The sequence below is a fragment of the Patescibacteria group bacterium genome (assembly GCA_041651355.1).
Classification (GTDB): domain Bacteria; phylum Patescibacteriota; class Patescibacteriia; order Patescibacteriales; family UBA12465; genus JAPLVX01.
Window position 1 is genome coordinate 295748 of sequence record JBAZJK010000001.1, and the last position, 17824, is coordinate 313571.

Here is a 17824-nt window from a genome sequence, read left to right on the forward strand (position 1 = left end):
CCTAATTTAATGTCCTTCGTCCATCTCCATAACCACACCCATTATTCCTTGCTTGACGGTCTGACTAAGATCGATGAGCTGGTTAGCTATGTGAAGGAACAGGGCTCGCCGGCGGTCGCTATCACCGATCACGGTACTATGTATGGCGTGATAGAATTCTACCAAAAATGCCAGAAGGCCGGGATCAAGCCGATTATCGGTGTGGAAACTTATCTCGCCCCTGGATCCCGGCATGACAAGAATATCAAAAGCGATGGCCGCGCCCATCATCTCCTCTTGCTGGCGAAGAACAATACTGGCTATAAGAACCTGATCAAATTAGTCTCATCCGCCCATCTCGAAGGCTTCTACTATAAGCCGCGGATCGACTGGGAGCTTTTGAAAGAACATAGCGAAGGCTTAATTGCTTGTTCAGCCTGTTTGGCGGGTGAGATACCGCGACTGATCATGGCTGACAAGTTGGCGGAAGCGAAAAAACGGATTTTAGAATATAACGATCTCTTTGGCCAAGGGAATTTTTTCTTAGAGATAATGAGCCATCCGGAATTAGAGGAGCTTGATAAAGTTAATCCCCAGCTGATTAAATTTTCTCGAGAGCTTGGTATACCCTTAGTGGCGACTAATGATAGCCATTATTTGAAAAAGGATGATGCGGCGGCTCAAGATATTCTCTTGTGCCTGCAGAATAAGAAGAAGGTCAAGGATGCCGACCGGATGAAGATGAACGGCGATTACTCCGTTAGGCCGAACAGCGAGATGATCGCGGCTTTCAAGGATACTCCAGAGGCAATCTCTAATACTTTGAAGATTGCAGAGATGTGTAATGTGGAATTGGATCTAGGTAATATCCAGCTGCCTCATTTCGAAGTGCCCGCTGGCTTTGATGGCAATTCCTATCTCCAAGATCTCTGTGAAAAAGGGATTAAGAAGCGCTATCCGAAGCTGAGCAAGGAAGAATTGAAACCGATCAAGGAAAGGCTTAACTATGAATTAGGGGTTGTCGCTAAGATGGGCTGGCCTTCATATTTCTTGATCGTTGCCGATTTCGTCAATTGGGCGAAAGACAATAAGATCGTCGTCGGTCCGGGCCGCGGCTCGGCTGCCGGCTCCCTGGTTTGTTATCTGACCGGTATCACCAACCTCGATCCTTTGGCCTATGACCTATTATTCGAACGTTTCCTTAATCCCGAGCGTATCTCCATGCCTGATATCGATATGGATTTTGCTGACGCCCGGCGGGATGAGGTCCTAGATTATGTCGGGGATAAATATGGCCATGACCACGTCGCCCAGATCATCACTTTCGGGACTATGGCGGCTCGGGCGGCCGTGCGCGATGTCGGCCGGGTTTTAGATTATCCCTATGACTATTGCGATAAGCTGGCCAAGAATATCCCGATGCTGACGAAATTGGACAAAGCCTTGAAAGAGGCTCCGGATTTGAAAGAAATGTATAATAGCGACCCTGAAGCTAAAAGGATTTTAGATTTTGCCAAACGTTTGGAAGGTGTGTCTCGCCATGCCTCGACGCATGCTTGCGGGGTCGTGATTACCAAACAGCCTTTGACCGATTACGTTCCCATCCAATATGCTTCCTCCTCGGACAAGACGATCATTTCCCAATATTCTTTACACCCGATCGAAGATCTTGGCCTATTGAAGATGGATTTTTTAGGCCTCAAGAACCTGACGATTATCGAATCGGCCTTGAAGATCATAAAGAATACGCGCGGATTGGAGATAAATATCGATGAGATTCCGCTAGCTGATAAGCTGACATATGAATTATTCCAGAAAGGCGAGACGACCGGCGTCTTTCAGTTCGAATCTTCCGGCATGAAACGTTATCTGCGCGAGCTAAAGCCGACGGAGTTTGAAGATATCATCGCTATGGTCGCCCTGTATCGCCCCGGTCCGATGGAATGGATTCCGGATTATATTGCCGGCAAGCATCAAATCAAGAAAGTCGCCTATCTCCACCCCAAGTTAGAAGGAATATTGAATAAGACTTATGGGGTGGCCATTTATCAGGAACAGGTGATGCAAATCGCCCGCGATCTGGCCGGTTTTAGTATGGGCGAGGCTGATGTCCTCAGGAAGGCGGTGGGCAAGAAGATTGCCTCCTTATTGGCCGAGCAGAAAGAGAAGTTCATTGAAGGCTGCGTGAAGAATGGTATCTATAAAGAACTGGCGGAAAAGGTTTTTTCTTTCATTGAGCCTTTTGCCGGTTATGGTTTTAACCGTTCTCATGCTGCCTGCTACGCCTTAATCGGCTACCAGACTGCTTATCTTAAAGCCCATTGGCCGGCGGAATTCATGGCCGCGCTTTTAACTTCCGACCAACATGATAGCGACCGGGTAGCGATCGAGATTGATGAATGCCGCAAGATGGGGATTAAGATAATGGCGCCTGATATTAATGAATCTTTTGCCTCCTTTACCGTCGTCACGGCCGGCACTAAAGAAAATCGGGCAGTCGCGGCCGGTGAGAAGGTCGAGACGATCCGTTTCGGTTTAAACGCCGTCAAGAACGTGGGTGAGCATATCGTGGAAGTAATCATCAAGGAAAGGAAGCAGAATGGCAGTTATGTGGATTTATTCAACTTTCTAGAGAGGATCACCGACAAGGATTTGAACAAGAAATCTTTAGAGAGTTTGATCAAGAGCGGAGCTCTGGACGCTTATGGCGAAAGAGGCTTCCTGCTCCACAATCTAGAGCGCCTTTTGACTTTCAATAAGGAAATTTCTAAAGCGCAGGATTCTCGGCAAAGTAGCCTGTTTTCTGAACCGATTTTTGGCGCTCTCAATCGCCCGCGGCTGGAAGAAGCCTTGCCAATTGCCAAAGGCGAAAAGTTAGCCTGGGAGAAAGAGCTTTTGGGTTTATATATTTCCGAGCATCCAGCCAGCACCCTTTGGCCATATTTATCGGGTTGGGCTAAGCCACTCTCTAGCCTGGGACAGTATCGCCAAGAAGAAGGAGTCGTCTGCGCCGGTGTCATCGCTAATATCAAAAAGATTATTACCCGGAAGAACGAATCGATGTTGTTCGTGAAGATCGAAGACGCCGTGAGCAATATCGAGCTTTTGGTTTTTCCTTCGCTCCTGAAGGAAACGCCGCTTTTATGGCAAGAAGGCCAAGCAATTATCTGTCAAGGCAAAGTGTCAGAGAAAGATCAGGATTTAAAGCTCTTGGTTAACAAGGCGGCCTTGATCAATCCTAATGACCCTCAGGCTTCAGTCGATGATTTTAAGCGCCTGATGCTAGAATATAAACCGCGTCCCAGCTTTTATCGCGGCGACAGGAATAATGATAGCCATCATCAGATAGCGCCTGTTAAAACTAAGCCGGCGGCGCCGGCGAAAGCCGATCCTAACTTAGCAGTTTTAAAAATCACCCTGCCAATCTCCTTGCCGGCAGCGGAACTGCAAGAATTAAAAAATATTTTAAGCTCTAACCCGGGCGGCAGTGCCGTTTATTTCCGTTTGCGCTCGGATGAGAAGGATAAGGTGATCAAAACCGCTTTCCTGGTGGACAATAACGAGTCTTTGCGCCGCGTTATTTCCGAACGCCTCGGTCCTAAGATTTCCGTCGCTTAGGTGGTAGCTGATAAATTTTGTTTTTAATTTAAAAATTTGTTATACTTAAATCAAGTGAAGCTTGATTTTTTTATGCGCAAAAATTTTTTATATTTTAATTTTTCCATACTATGCCTCCAGTGAAAAAAACTAAAGACTCTAACCCTAAAAGCTCTAAGTCAGCTCCGCTTGCTAGTAAAAAAGCGAAGCCGAAAGCGGCTAAGAGATCCAAGCCGAAGACTAAGGCGGAAGTGGAAATCTTAAAGCCTATCAAACCGAAGAAAGTCGCTCAGGCGATCGCGGTCGAAGTGGCTGAAGATAATTTTAATGCTAGCGCCTTCAATGACTTGCTCGCGAATCCAAATTATCAAGCTCCTGAAGAGGAAAATGTTAATCCGCCGGCGATCGAGATGGAAGAGCCTTTAGTCGCCGACGATAAGGGTTTGGATAAGCAGGATAAGTTTTTTACCCAGTTGGCTCAAGAGATTCAGACGGCGAAGGAAAATCCTCAAGAGGCAGGGAATGAAGCGGCGGTAGCGGCTGATAAGTTTGTAGGTGAGACCAAGCATTTCAAAAAATCTGCCGGCTTGTACCGTCGTTTAGTTATTAAATTCGTCCTAGCAGTCGCCGTCTTAGTCTTAGTGGTTGCTTATTTTTCCTTTTCTAAATTAACCTTGCTCATCACTCCTAAGACCGAGCATGTCGGCACCACTTTAGAGCTAGCTGTCTATGATCCGAGTGCGGGCGAGCAGAACCAGGCTAGCAGTACGGCCACTTTGATGAAAGGGCGACTTAAGAATCTCGGTGTCAGCGCTTTTAAATCCTATCCGGCGGGGGGCGAAGAAATCTTAGGGGAAGAGGTGGCAGGACGAGTGACTCTAATTAATAATTATAATAAGGACCAGGCTTTAGTGGTCAAAACTAGACTGCTTAGCCCGGATGGCAAATTATTCCGCTTGCAAGAAGCGGTTAATATTCCCGCCGGCGGGAAGACTGAAGCGGCGATTTATGCCGATGAACCTAGCCAGGAGATGGCAATCGCGCCGACTCGGTTTTCAATCCCCGGCCTGTGGGCTGGCCTCCAGGATAAGATCTATGCAGAAAGTTCGGAGAAATTCGTCTATCAGCACAAGATTAAGAAATATATCAAGCCGAGCGATCTCGAATTAGCCACTAAGGATATGGCTAACCACCTTTTAGCCCTGGCTCAAGGCCAGGCGGCTGATGAGTTCAACGAAGATTCAATTGCAGTCTATAGTATAGATGATAGCCAGGCGACGAGCACTTTTGATTCTAAAGTCGGGGATTATAAGGATAATTTCAATTTGACGGCTACCAGCTCGGTCACTATGGTTTTCTTTCCTAAGAAAGAAGCGGATGAGTTGATTAAGGAGCGTTTGAAATTATCAGTGCCGGATGACAAGGAATTAATCTCTTGGGATAAGGACCCGGTTTATACTTTGGAAAAATATGACCCAGCCACCAAGATTGCGACCGTCAAGGTGGAACTCAATGGCTTGATGGCGCTCAAGAAAGATTCAGAATTGATTGATCGTAGCAAGCTGGTCAACCTTAATCGGGAACAGATTAAGGAATATTTGGATAATTTTCCGGAAATATCTTCCTACGAATTGAAGTTATCGCCTTCATTCATTAATAAGGCTCCAGGCTTAGTCGACCGTATCCAGATAAAGATCAAGGCGCCCCAGTAGGAAGCAATCTTAATTTTTCTTATATAATAAAAATGGCTAGAAACAGCCATTTTTATTTTTACGTTTATTTTTAGAGGCTAAAGAAACTGAATAGGCTCTTAAATCTAGTCTTGGTCTTCAAGGGAGTGTTGAAGATTTTAAGGGCTTCTTTATCATTCTTATTCTTATAAATCAGGGCATTTAGGGCACGACTGAGGCGGATAGCTTCGTCTAATGATCTTTGATGAAGGTTGCGGCCGATAGCTAGACCGACGGTCTGGCCATGCTTGATCTGGAGATAGGTGCTTGTGATCAAGTCTTTGGCTGCTTGCTTGCTGCCGCCGACGCAGATGACTCCGGTATTGCCGGCTGCCAAGCTGACTTCACGGAAATCAGTCGCCGTCTTCACCTGGTTCTTATTCTTATAAGGGTATTTCACTTTGACGAAATCGGCTCCGAGGGCGGTCGCGACGCCAGCGGCGCCAGCAATCAGATGGATATCGTCTTCATTCTTCACTTTAGGATGGCGGGGGTAGATCCAAAGGATAGCCAATAGTCCGGCTTGGTGGGCATCATATATTATCTTAGCCGCTTCTTTGAGCATGCGGCCTTCATGCTCGCTGCCTAAATAGATGGTATAGCCGACGCCGACGATCTTAAGACGACTTTGATTCTTCAGCCTGACGACCTGGTCGACATTCAACCAACGTCGGCTTAGTAATTTGCTCTTATCTTCCAAGATATTAGTTTTGCTGTTTAATTTTACTACGTAGGGTATTTGCCGGTATGAGTCGCCATAGCGGGCGATCATTCCGAGCTGGGTAGCGAAGACGCCGATCTCGCTTTGCGAAGCGATCTTGAAGAGGTGCTCAGGGCTAGCATCAGCTTGGTCGATGCCGCGCCCGAAAAAATCGTCATTCAAATGCTCCACTTTCTGGTCGCCGGCAAACAGGAAGAGCCGGCCGCTTCTCTTAGTGGCGAGGCGCCAATTTTTTAGGTATTGGGATCGCTGGTTTTTAGGGACGCTGAGCGGCGGAACAAAGACGGGCATAATTTTATTTTTAGTTTAGATATGATATTATTAGAGTGCTAATATTATAACATAATTATGGAAAAAGATAAAAATCAGTTGAGCAAAAAAGCTGATAATAAAAAAATCGATCTTGATAAATATTATAAATCTCCGGATAGTCCTTCGGTCCGAACCCTTAATTTCGGTTTATGGCTGGCCAGTAACCGCCGCTCATTTATCCGCGGTTTCATCATGTTCTTAATCTTGGTCTGCCTTGGTTTCTTCTTGTATTCCGGTTATCATTATTTCATGTATTTTTTCGGTAATCAGGCAGAGAGCGATAAGCTGCTCGGATCTGCGGCCAGCAACCAAGTGGTGAGCCAGAAGAATCTCTATAGCGACTTAATTCTCGGCGTCCCTCAAGTGTTCAGCAATAAGAACAGCTATGATTTGGCGCTGAAGATCAAGAATCCTAACGATAAGTTCGTGGCGCGTTTTGATTATTGTTTTACCCAGGCCGGCCAAGACATCAGTTGCACCCCCAGTTTCGTCTTTCCTCAGGAAGAGAAGTATCTCCTTTCTTTAGGGCAGGAGCTTAAGAGCAGCGATCAAGTGTCTTTCAGCCTGAGGAACCTTTCTTGGTCCAGGTTGAACGCCCATACTTATCCTGATTGGCCCCAGTTCTATAAGAGTCATACTAATTTCTTAGTGAGCGAGCTCAAATTCAACCAGCAAGAGGCAATTCCTGATTTTAATAATCTGGAATTCGTTCTCACTAACCAGACACCGTATAATTTTTGGTCCGTGCCTTTTAATATCCTGATTTTCAACGGTTCTAAGCTAGTAGGCGTAAACAGCTATACCGCTAAGGATTTCTTGAGCCAGGCGAGCCTGTCAGTCAAACTGAGTTGGTCCGGCCGCTTAAATTCCGCCCAGAGCGTTTCCGTCGTGCCCAACCTGGATATCGTGAGTCCTGATATTTATCTCAAGAGATAGTTATGTGGTATCGTATCAGGCTGTATTTGAAGAATTTCGATTGGATCCTTCTCGTAGCGGTCGTTCTTTTAGTGCTGTTTGGTTTGGTCGAGATTTATAGTGTCGCCTTAGGCCAGGAAACGCTAAGCTTATTAAATTTCAAGAAGCAGGTTATTTTTATTATCGTTGGTTTAGTCTTGATGTTCGTCTTAGCTTTTACTGATTTCTATTTTCTTAAAAGCCTCAATAAATACCTTTATATCTTAGCCGCCCTGGTCTTAGTGGCGGTTTTGTTTTTCGGTTCGACTATCCGCGGAACGCGCGGTTGGTTCGATTTGGGTGGTTTTAATTTCCAACCAGTAGAATTCGTCAAGATAGCTCTCTTGCTCTACCTTTCCAGTTATTTTTCCGATTTAGCTACGAATATCAAGACCTTGAAACATCTTTGGCAATCCGGTTTAGCTACCTTAGTCTTGGTGGCTTTAGTCCTATTACAGCCGGATTTCGGTTCAGCCTTGATGCTGGTGGCACTATGGCTGGTCCTGTTGCTCTTAGCCGGATTTAAGAAGAAATATTTTTTTTCAATCATCGGCATCTCTTTGATACTTTTCCTGTCGGCTTGGTTTTTCTTTTTTAAGGATTACCAGAAGGAAAGACTGATGACTTTTATCAATCCCCAGGCCAACGATCTGGCGGCCGGCTATAATGTTTCTCAGGCTATGATTGCCGTCGGCTCCGGCGGCTTAACCGGCAAGGGGGTTGGTTTCGGTTCCCAATCGCAGTTGAAATTCTTGCCGGAAGCCCAGACCGACTTCATTTTTGCTGTCGTAGCCGAAGAACTGGGGTTTTTGGGTGTCGGACTAATCTTGAGCTTCTTTGCCATCTTTTTCGCCCGTTGTCTAGTCATTATCCGTAAAATCAATAATGATTTCGGGATCTATTTCATCCTCGGGGCGCTTGGCTTGATTTTTATCCAAATGTTTATTAATATTGCTATGAATATGGGGATGATGCCGGTAGTCGGCCTATCTCTGCCTTTTGTCAGTTATGGCGGCAGTGGCTTGATCTCCTTGTTTATTTTGGTCGGTATTATCCAAAATATAATTATTAAATCAAAGATAAGTTATTAACTCATAATCCTATGGAATTCAAATTATCAGCTGATCTTCGCGCCGTTGGTGAAAAGATCGCTCCGGATAGCTTGCCGGCCGTATTATATGGCAAGGGCCGGGCTAACGCTAATTTAAAATTAAAGTTGAACGATTTCATGAAAGTTTTTGCCGCCGCCGGCGAATCTAATTTGGTTGAGCTTCAGTTCGGTTCTGAAACCGTTAAGGTCTTAATTAAAGATGTGCAGATGGCCCTCATCAAAGACCGGCCGCAGCATGTCGATTTCTATCAGGTTAACATGAAAGAGAAGATCAAGACTGAAATTCCTTTACATTTTGTCGGTGAATCCAAAGCAGTTAGGGAGTTAGGTGGTATCTTCTTACACGAAATTACCGAGGTGGAAGTCGAGTGCTTACCTGGAGATTTAGTCGATCATATCGATGTTGATATTTCCAGCCTTAACACCTTCGACGATGAAATCAGGATTAATGATCTTAAATTACCAGCTGGTTTGCGCTTAGTCCATGAAACTAACGATATCGTAGCTCAAGTCAGCGCTCCAGCTAAAGCTGAAGAGGTAGCGGCTCCAGCGGCCGGTGTAGAAGCTGAAGCGCCTAAAGCGGAAGAGAAAAAAGAATAAGTATTATTTTTCCAAATCGATCATCAGGAAACGACTTAGCCCAGCTAGGTCGTTTTTTATAGTGATTTTCTTTTTTATCCCGGCCAGGTCTCGGTCTATCTGGTCCTTAAGTTTTTCTGTCTGGCTGGGATCGATTTCTAAGATCAGGCTGATATGGCTAAAACCTAGATTGAGGAGAGACTTGGCTTGAGGTAAGAGCTGCCGGTAGTATTTTAAGCCGTCCCGTCCGGCTTCTAAAGCCAATCGGGGTTCATATTTCAATTCTGGGTTAGCTTTGATTTGTTGGGGCCTAAGATAGGGGAGGTTAGCGCTAATAATCAGTTTCTGGTTTTTTATTGTTTGGAGATATCTAATTAAGGCAGGGGAAGACAGGACCCGGCTTAGCAAGTCGCTTTTTATGAAACGTATCTTGTCTCTTAGGTGATGGCGATTGGCATTATATCTAGATATTTTAAGGGCCTGAGGGCTGACATCCAGGCCGAGATATCTATCTCCTTCCGGCCTATTCTTAGCTAGAGCTATTATGATGCTGCCGCTACCACAGCCTAAATCGATCAAGCTGATCTTTTCTTGGCGGAAGCGTTCCAGGATATAATCGACAATCATTTCTGTTTCGGGACGAGGGATTAGGACACCAGGCTTGACTTGGAAATTCAGGCCGTAGAATTCTTTTTCACCGTTGAGGTAAGCGAAAGGGAAGCCGGCTGACCTTTTTTTAATTAAAGTCCGGATATGATCAACTTGTTTAGGGCTAAGCTTGGATTCGGGCCGGGATAATACAAAAATACGGTCTTTCTTAAGACCTAAGGCAATCAGGAGTTCGGCATCTAAAGGGTCTAGGCCTCGGTCCTGGGCTAGTTTTAGCATTTGCTTTATCTGCATTCGGGTGTTAAGATTTGATGAGGTCTAGCCCGAGATAAGGGTTAGCCGAAATTTGTTTCATCATTTTTAGGTAATGAGACTAAATAAAAAATAAAGGAAAAGGAGGTGCCATGATCCAACAAAATGTTCTTTTTACTGTCGAAATCTACGGTTTCAGCGGCCAGTATAACCAGGCCTTTAATTTCATCAGCCGAGCCATATTGGAGCTCAAACCGGAAGCTAAAGCCTTGTTCATTGAAGAAAAAAGCGGTATCAAGGATCTTGAAGGGGATGCCCAAGAATACATCAAGATTATCTATTCTGATCGCCGTTTAGCTTTAAAGCTCTGCAAAGCTTTAGAATCTTCAACTCTTTTTGACTCCTGCTATGTCGGTATTTTCCCTTTTAAGGAAGCTTTCCGACCGGGCAAGAAAACTAGCTGGCGGGAAAGGAGAGCGAAATCTAAAAATTCTAAGTCGAAAGACTGAACTGAAACAGCCTCAGCAAACAGGCTGTTTTTTAATTCTGCTGTTTAGCCGCTTTTCTGAGCTCATCGATAATCGTTTTTAGTTCGCCTTCCAAGATGCGGTTGATGCTATGCCAAGACATGTTTATCCGGTGGTCGGTAATTCGGTCCTGGGGGAAGTTATATGTTCTGATCTTATCGCTCCTATCGCCACCGCCGACTTGGTTCTTGCGTAAGCTCGACTCCTTGGCTTGGCGTTCTTCTTCTTGTTTAGCGAGCAAGCGGGAACGGAGGACTTGCAAGGCTTTTTCTTTGTTTTGGTGCTGGGATTTCTGGTCTTGACAGCTGACGATGATGCCGGTTGGAAGATGGAGGATGCGGATGGCAGAATAGGTGGTATTGACGCTTTGGCCACCCGGTCCGCTAGAACAGAAAGTATCGATCCTGATGTCGCTGGGCTTGATTTCGATATCAACTTCTTCAGCTTCCGGCAAAACGACGACGGTCGCGGTTGAGGTGTGGACCCGGCCCTGCTTCTCAGTTTCTGGAACGCGCTGGACTCGGTGGGTGCCACCTTCATATTTAAGCAGGCCATAGGCATTGGGGCCGATGACGCTAAAGATCACTTCTTTGAAACCGCCGATGCCGATGCGGCTGGCTTCGATCATTTCCAACTTGAAGCCCTGTTGTTCGCTGAAGCGGGTATACATGCGGAAGAGGTCGCCGGCGAAGAGGGCGGCCTCATCGCCGCCGGTACCAGCGCGGATTTCAATGATGGCGTTTTTCTTATCTTGGGGATTAGCCGGATGGACTTCATCTTCGATCTGTTCACTGAGCTTGGTAAATTCTTCTTTAAGTTTGAGATTATCTTGCTGAGCCAGATCTTTGATTTCCGGGTCTGATTCGGTCTTGATTAGGTCCTCATTGGCGGCTATCTGATTTTTAATCTTTTCCCAGGTGCTTATCAGGTTGACGATGCTTTTAAGAGCGGCGTGGGCTTGGGAGACCTTAATCATCTCCTCTCGGTCTTTCATGAGACTGCCATCGGCCAGCCTATTTTCCAGCTCAGCAAATTTTTGCTTGATATCTTCGTACATATTGACTCTTTATTGTATATATGTTATTTTATAGTCACTAAATAATTAGGCTAGTGAATGTTTGAAGCCTGTTTAAAAACAGTCAAGGACTCATTCAGATAGCCGACGGGATCGTCATTAAATCGTGTTTTCCTTCAGCCAGCAGGGTAGCAAGGCCAAAAATTAGGAAAATCTTACGACTGATGGTCCCTTTTTTTAAAACAAAAAAGCAATTATGGCTTAATTATAGCACAGATACGCTAAAATCAAGCTTAATTGCTTTTTATTGATCCTATTTTTTATTTAATTTGACCTGGGCTATTTTTTTGATATCCTTGGTTTTGACCACTACTTCCTTTTTGCTCTTTTGGCTATCCCTTTTGATTTTTTTGGCTTTTTTGCCTTTGCGGGTCTGGGAGCTTTCGGACTGAGCTTTGACCTTGGCGGTGAATTTTTCTACCCGTCGGGCCGTATCAACTAATTTCTGCTTACCGGTATAGAAAGGATGGCAAGCTGAACAGAGCTCAACCTTGATTTCCGGTTCGGTCGAACCAGTAGTGAACTTATGGCCGCAGACGCAAGTGACCTGGCAGTCAGGGTAGTATTTAGGATGGATTTCTTTTTTCATAAAATAAAAATTGCTTAACGCAAAATTTTAGGATTAGTCTTTTTTTATGATATGATATTATCATAACTTTAAAATTTAATCAAGGGGTGTTATAATTGCCCATATGCCAAAGATTCATAATATTGCTAAGAATACTTCATATTTGACTCTAGCCCTGGTTTTGCAGAAAATCATCTCTTTTACTTATTTTGCCATTTTAGCCCGTTATTTAGGGCCTCATAGCTTAGGGCAGTACTATTTTGCCCTGTCTTTTACGACTATTTTCTCTATCTTGATAGATTTAGGCTTTGCCAACGCTTTAACCCGGGAAATCGCTAAGATTGCCAGTACGGCCGGCCGGTATTTGAGCAATATCATGACGCTCAAGGTCCTGCTCAGCCTTTTTACTTTAGGGGCGGCTATTTTAAGCATCAATCTTCTAGGTTCTGATCCTTTAACTAAGAATTTGGTTTATATTTCTTGTATTTCAATGGTACTTGATTCTTTTACTACCACCTTTTTCGCTGTTAGCCGCGGTTTCCATAATCTTAAGTACGAAAGCTTCGCTTCGGTTAGTTTCCAGGCAATCGTCCTTTTGGGCGGCTATCTGGCTTTATATTATCATCTAGACATCGTTTATATCATGGCCGCCTTAGCGCTAGCCAGCCTGTATAATTTCTTTTTCGCCTGGTGGGTGTTAGTTAAGAAGATGAAGGTCAAGCTTTTTTTCAGCTTCAATCCTGTAGTCGCTAAAGAGATTTTAACTATCTCTTGGCCTTTCGCGGGCTTTGCTATTTTTCAAAGACTGTATACTTATTTAGATTCCGTCCTTTTGACTTTCTTAGCGGGTAGTGCTGCCACCGGCATCTACCAGGTAGCTTTTAAAATAATCTTCGCCCTGCAGTTCTTGCCCATGGCTTTTACCGCCTCTTTGTATCCGGCCCTGAGCTATTATTGGCTGCATAACAAGAATCAGCTCCATATCACTTTCGAGCGGGCCGTAAATTACCTGGTGATCATTTCGCTGCCGATTATCGGCGGTGCGATCGCTTTAGCGGATCGGATAGTCCTGATTTTTAAATCCGGTTTCAGCGGCGCGACTTTGCCTCTGCAGATTTCTATCCTGGCCTTGTTTTTTATTTTTATCAATTTTCCGATCGGCTCTTTGCTTAACTCTTGCGACCGCCAGCGGCGCAACACTTGGAATATGGCAATCGTGACCGTAGCGAGTGTGGTTTTGAATCTTATCCTTATTCCTAGATTCCAAGCAGTGGGCGCCAGCTTGACGGTCTTATTTACCAATATCCTGATGACAGTCCTAGGTGTATGGCAGGTCAGGAAGATTATCGCCTATCGGCCGCAGCGCAACTTAATCATGATCGCCAAGGCTTTAGGAGCGGCGCTGTTAATGGCGCTTATCGTTTTTTATGGTAAGGAATATCTGTCTTTAGTGGCGGCGACAGCTTTGGGGGCCCTGATGTATTTCTTATCTTTATTCGCGCTCAAGGGTTTCACGCGCGCGGATTTGTCGAGCATCCGGAAATCCTTTAAGATCTAAACCTATGAGGACTTTACTCTATACGCAGGAATTTCCGCCCTTTAAGGGCGGGGTGGCCAATTACTACGGCCAGATGCTGAGCCATTGGCCGGAAGGGGAGGAGATTTTTGTTTTGACCCAGAATCGGCATGGCCGTTTCCGCCAGTATTTCATCCATTTCTGCCAATTAGTCCGAGCCGTTTATAAGCATAAGATAGATTATATCATCGTCGGCCAGGTCCTGCCTTTAGGTTCGGTCGTCCATTTTTTTTGGCGTTTCCGCCGTTTGAAATACGCTGTCTTCTTGCATGGCATGGACCTTGCTTTTGCTCTCAAACATCCGCGGAAAGCTTGGCTGGCGAAATTGATCCTCCAGGATGCCAACCGAATTATTTGCGCCAATAGCTATACGGCTGAGATGCTGAAGGTGAAGTTCCCCCACTTAGCGTCAACTATCGTGGTCGTTAATCCGGGCGTTAGTCATTATCAAGAAAGGGAAAAATTGCCTCAGCTTAGGAAGGATCAAGAAGAAATAATCCTGCTAAGTATCGGGCGCTTGGTTAAGAGAAAAGGTTTCGCTGAAACCATTAAAGCTTTGCCATCCGGCGTCCGTTATGTTATTATCGGCCAAGGTCCGGAAGCGGCCGCTTTACACCAGATTGCCGACAGTCGCGTTACCTTTATCGAATCCGTGTCTGAAGCAGCTAAATGGTCTTGGCTTGAGGCTTGCGATATCTTTATCATGCCTTCAGTCGATTTAGACGGCGATTTCGAAGGTTTCGGCATCGTCTATTTAGAAGCTAATTTAGCTGGGAAGCCGGTGATCGCCGGCAACAGCGGCGGCATCAAGGACGCCGTCATCGATGGCTATAACGGCTTAGTGGTTAATGGCCATTCTCTGCCAGCTATCAGGGAAGCGATTTTAAAGCTAGCTTCCGATCCTGATTTAAGGCACAAGCTAGGCCAGCAAGGGAAGGCCAGGGCAGAAAAAGATTTTTCTTGGTCCAAACAAGCCCAGCTCATTTATACGGCCATTACTAATCAAGACAAGTAGTATTTATGATTTCTATAATTATCCCTGTCTATAACCAGGCAAAAAAATTAATTAAGACTTTGGAAAGCTTGCGGCGTCAGAGCTGGCGCGATTACGAAGTAATCATTGTCAATGACGGCTCTAGCGACGGGCCCGAATCTTTGTTTATCGATTACATCAAGAAATTACCGCCGGACAATCATTTTATTTTCATTAACCAAACTAACAGCGGGGCGCCAGCGGCGCGCAATCGCGGTTTCCGGGAAGCGCGCGGTGATTATATCCTGTTTTGCGATGCGGATGCCGTTCTAGAAAGCTTCGCCTTGGAGGTGATGCACTCTGCCTTGGAGCAGAACCCTGATTTCAGTTATGCTTATTCATCTTTCAATTGGGGAAATAAATTATTCAAAGTGGGTAGCTTCGATCCTGAAAAGTTGCGCCGGATGCCCTATATCCACACCATGTCTTTGATCAGGCGGCGTGATTTTCCAGAAAGCGGCTGGGATGAGAGCATTAAGAAGCTGCAAGATTGGGATTTATGGTTGACCATGCTGGAGATGGGAAAATATGGTTTATTCATTCCCCAGGTTTTATTTACCGTCAGCCCCGGAGGCACGATCAGCACTTGGCTGCCGGCCTTTGCCTATCATCTCCTGCCTTTTTTGCCAGCAGTGAAACGGTATAAGAAAGCGGTTAAAATAATTAAGGCTAAGCACGGCCTGAATTAAATATATGTTTCTCAGCACGAGGCGCGTTATTATTTTCGCCTTAGTAATCATCATCTTAATCTTACTGGGTATCTTCGAGTTGCTTTTGGTTAATAATTTGAAGAAAGAGGTCCGTTACTTGTTGCATATCAATGACCAAGCGATTTCTGTAGAATTAGCGGATACGGCCGCAGAGCGCTATAAGGGCCTGAGCCAAAGGAATGATCTTTGCGCCGATTGCGGCTTATTGTTTGTCTTTCCTAAAAAAGAGGTCCAGGATTTTGTGATGCGAGACATGAAATTTTCTTTAGATATAATTTTTATTGCGGATAACAAGATCGTCAAGATCGTCAGCTCGGCCCCGCCAGAGGGAAGCGATCCGCAGATAATCTATAGCAGCGACGAAGCAGTTGATTATGTCTTGGAATTGACAGGCGATTACGCCAGGAAAAATAATCTACGCGTCGGCGACCGGGTTTATGGACTCCATTTTAAGTAAAAAAATCTTTTATTTCTTGGGCGGCTTCGTTCTCTTGGAAGCCCTGTCCTTGGTAGCTTTTTCTTGGCCGGTGCTAGGCCCCTGGGTTTTTATCTTGGTGCTTATCGCCAGTTTTACTTTGGCTATTTATCGCCTGGAGTACGGCCTCCTGTTGTTGGTGGCGGAGATGATCATCGCTTCTAAGGGCTATCTGTTCTCTTGGGGGCCTTGGTCTTGGCGTTTAGCTCTGTTTGTCATTATAATCATTGCCTGGCTCTATCATGCTTTGAAGGCAAAGAATCTTTGGTCGCGTTTAAGGCAGCTGCCTCTGCCTTATTATTTCTCCGGGCTACTGTTATTCTGCCTGATCGGCGCGGTTCAGGGCTATCTGCATTATGGCTTGAGTTCTAATTGGTGGCCCGATCTCAACGGCTGGCTGTTTTTTGCGATCTTGCCGGCCTTAGCTTTCGTGTATTACAAGAATCCAGATAAGAAGGTTTATGAACGCTTGGCGCTAGTCGCTCTGGCAGCGGTCATCTGGTTAGGCCTTAAAACCTTGGTTTTTTTCTTTATTTTTTCTCATGATTTTTCTTGGTCTTATCACTTGTACCGTTGGATCAGGGTGAGCGGCGTGGGCGAGATTACTAATATCGGTTTTAATTGGCCTCGAATCTTTTTGCAATCTCAGGTCTATGCTCCGATCGCTTTCCTTGGCCTCTTATTTTTTCCCAGCAAGAAATTTGCCTATCATGTGCTTTTAACTTTATGCCTAATGACAACCTTGATCAGCTTCTCCCGCAGTTTTTGGGCAGGGTTGCTCTTGGCTTATATTTTCGCCGCCTTCATTTTAATTAAGAGGAATTCTTTGAAAATTTGGTTGAAGCAAACTTTACTGGTTGCGGGCCTGACTGCCGGTAGCCTGGTCTTGATTTATGTTTTGGCTTTTTTCCCTTATCCTAAATCTCTAGTTTCTTTTTCACCAGACTTATTCCAGCGCCGCGCTAATTTTTTGGAATCCGAAGCAGCCATCGCTTCGCGCTGGTCCTTGCTCAAGCCTTTGTGGCAGAAAGCCTGGCAAGAGCCGGTCTTAGGGCAGGGTTTTGGAACGCTTGTCAGCTATCATTCCAGCGATCCGCGGATCCTAGAGCTTCATCCGGACGGGTATTATACTACCTACGCCTTCGAGTGGGCTTATCTGGATATCCTTTTGAAAATCGGGCTTTTAGGGCTCCTGGCTTATCTGGTCCTCTTAGGTCGAATCTTGCGCCAAGGATTTAAGAACTCTACGCCCTTAAAAGCAGCTATCATTTCAGCCTTAGTCTTTTTGATAGTGACCAATGTCTTCACTCCCTATCTCAATCATCCGCTGGGCATCGCTTATCTCCTCTTCAGCTCTTGTCTTATTTTTTAAGATAAGGTATATTGAATTCCATAATTATTTATCACATCTAAATCAGCAAATTATGTCGGAGCAAATCATCTCGCAAGAGGGCTATGATAAGCTGCAGAGCGAACTTAATTTCTTGAGCCAAGTCAGGCGCAAGGAAATCGCTGAGCGGATCGAACGCGCTAAAGAATTAGGTGACTTGAGTGAGAATGCTGAATACAGTGAAGCTAAGGACGCCCAGGCCTTAAATGAAGGCCGGATCCTGGAACTGGCTAATATCTTGAAGAACGTCACCGTAGTCGACAGTCATGGCTCTAAGGATGAAGTGGTGATGGGTTCGGTCGTAACCGTAAAAAGCGATAGCCAGGAAAAGACTTATACGATTGTCAGTTTCAACGAAGCTGATCCGGCTAACGGCAAGATTTCCAATGAATCTCCTTTAGGACTCGCCTTCGTCGGCAAGAAAAAAGGCGCTATGGTCGAAGTGGAAACTCCGCGCGGGGTTATCAAATATAAGATCATGAAGATCGAGTAGATGGCAGTTGCTTTCTGATTTTCCCCTCAATTTTTATCTCCATGCTGGTCGTTTAAAAAAGATCATAATTTTATGGTCTTTTTTTTGACTTTTGCCGCCGAATCGCTTAAAATTAAGACATGTTAAACCAAGA

Annotated in this window: 15 protein-coding genes and 1 pseudogene; 12 read left to right on the forward strand and 4 right to left on the reverse strand. The window is 45.2% G+C overall.

Annotated features, from left to right (window positions below; all coding sequences use genetic code 11):
- Positions 1-9 precede the first annotated feature (9 nt).
- The gene (locus WC441_01440) at positions 10-3597 is read left to right on the forward strand and encodes a DNA polymerase III subunit alpha (GenBank protein MFA5163172.1); all 3588 of its coding nucleotides are present in this window, start codon (positions 10-12) and stop codon (positions 3595-3597) included.
- A gap of 110 nt (positions 3598-3707) precedes the next feature.
- The gene (locus WC441_01445; GenBank protein ID MFA5163173.1) at positions 3708-5288 is read left to right on the forward strand and encodes a hypothetical protein; all 1581 of its coding nucleotides are present in this window, start codon (positions 3708-3710) and stop codon (positions 5286-5288) included.
- Between the two features lie 70 nt (positions 5289-5358).
- Here WC441_01445 and WC441_01450 read toward each other — a convergent pair whose 3' ends face one another.
- Positions 5359-6318, reverse strand: coding sequence for an aldolase (locus WC441_01450; GenBank protein MFA5163174.1), 960 nt, complete (start codon positions 6316-6318; stop codon positions 5359-5361).
- 57 nt (positions 6319-6375) lie between these two features.
- Between WC441_01450 and WC441_01455 the strand changes: the two genes are divergently transcribed.
- From WC441_01455 to WC441_01465, 3 genes are read left to right on the forward strand one after another with little or no spacing between them, the layout of a single operon-like run.
- Positions 6376-7275 (forward strand): hypothetical protein, encoded by a 900-nt coding sequence (locus tag WC441_01455; GenBank protein ID MFA5163175.1) that lies wholly within the window; start codon positions 6376-6378, stop codon positions 7273-7275.
- Positions 7276-7277: 2 nt separating this feature from the next.
- Entirely contained in the window at positions 7278-8384 is a 1107-nt protein-coding gene (gene rodA, locus WC441_01460; GenBank protein ID MFA5163176.1) for a rod shape-determining protein RodA, read from the forward strand.
- A gap of 11 nt (positions 8385-8395) precedes the next feature.
- A complete protein-coding gene (locus WC441_01465) occupies positions 8396-9004 on the forward strand; it encodes a 50S ribosomal protein L25 (protein ID MFA5163177.1) in 609 nt (202 codons plus the stop codon).
- A gap of 3 nt (positions 9005-9007) precedes the next feature.
- On the opposite strand, the gene prmC is transcribed toward WC441_01465, so the two are convergent.
- Positions 9008-9886, reverse strand: coding sequence for a peptide chain release factor N(5)-glutamine methyltransferase (gene prmC, locus WC441_01470; GenBank protein MFA5163178.1), 879 nt, complete (start codon positions 9884-9886; stop codon positions 9008-9010).
- A gap of 110 nt (positions 9887-9996) precedes the next feature.
- On the opposite strand from prmC, the gene WC441_01475 reads away from it, so the two are divergent.
- On the forward strand, positions 9997-10353 hold the full coding sequence (locus WC441_01475; protein ID MFA5163179.1) for a hypothetical protein: 357 nt from the start codon (positions 9997-9999) through the stop codon (positions 10351-10353).
- Between the two features lie 31 nt (positions 10354-10384).
- Here the strand turns inward: WC441_01475 and prfA are convergent, their stop codons facing one another.
- Entirely contained in the window at positions 10385-11428 is a 1044-nt protein-coding gene (gene prfA, locus WC441_01480) for a peptide chain release factor 1 (protein MFA5163180.1), read from the reverse strand.
- Positions 11429-11801: 373 nt separating this feature from the next.
- Positions 11802-12035: pseudogene (gene rpmE / locus WC441_01485) on the reverse strand (50S ribosomal protein L31).
- Positions 12036-12138: 103 nt separating this feature from the next.
- Here rpmE and WC441_01490 point away from each other — a divergent pair.
- From WC441_01490 to greA, 6 genes are read left to right on the forward strand one after another with little or no spacing between them, the layout of a single operon-like run.
- On the forward strand, positions 12139-13572 hold the full coding sequence (locus WC441_01490; GenBank protein ID MFA5163181.1) for a flippase: 1434 nt from the start codon (positions 12139-12141) through the stop codon (positions 13570-13572).
- Positions 13573-13576: 4 nt separating this feature from the next.
- Positions 13577-14605, forward strand: a complete 1029-nt coding sequence (locus WC441_01495; GenBank protein MFA5163182.1) for a glycosyltransferase family 4 protein — start codon at positions 13577-13579, stop codon at positions 14603-14605.
- Positions 14606-14610: 5 nt separating this feature from the next.
- The gene (locus tag WC441_01500) at positions 14611-15312 is read left to right on the forward strand and encodes a glycosyltransferase family A protein (protein MFA5163183.1); all 702 of its coding nucleotides are present in this window, start codon (positions 14611-14613) and stop codon (positions 15310-15312) included.
- 4 nt (positions 15313-15316) lie between these two features.
- Entirely contained in the window at positions 15317-15790 is a 474-nt protein-coding gene (locus WC441_01505; protein MFA5163184.1) for a DUF192 domain-containing protein, read from the forward strand.
- Positions 15771-17180 (forward strand): O-antigen ligase family protein, encoded by a 1410-nt coding sequence (locus WC441_01510; protein MFA5163185.1) that lies wholly within the window; start codon positions 15771-15773, stop codon positions 17178-17180. The genes WC441_01505 and WC441_01510 overlap by 20 nt, the downstream gene beginning before the upstream one ends.
- 52 nt (positions 17181-17232) lie before the next feature.
- Complete coding sequence (gene greA / locus WC441_01515) at positions 17233-17691, forward strand: transcription elongation factor GreA (protein MFA5163186.1); 459 nt, start codon at positions 17233-17235, stop codon at positions 17689-17691.
- The last annotated feature ends 133 nt before the right edge of the window (positions 17692-17824 follow it).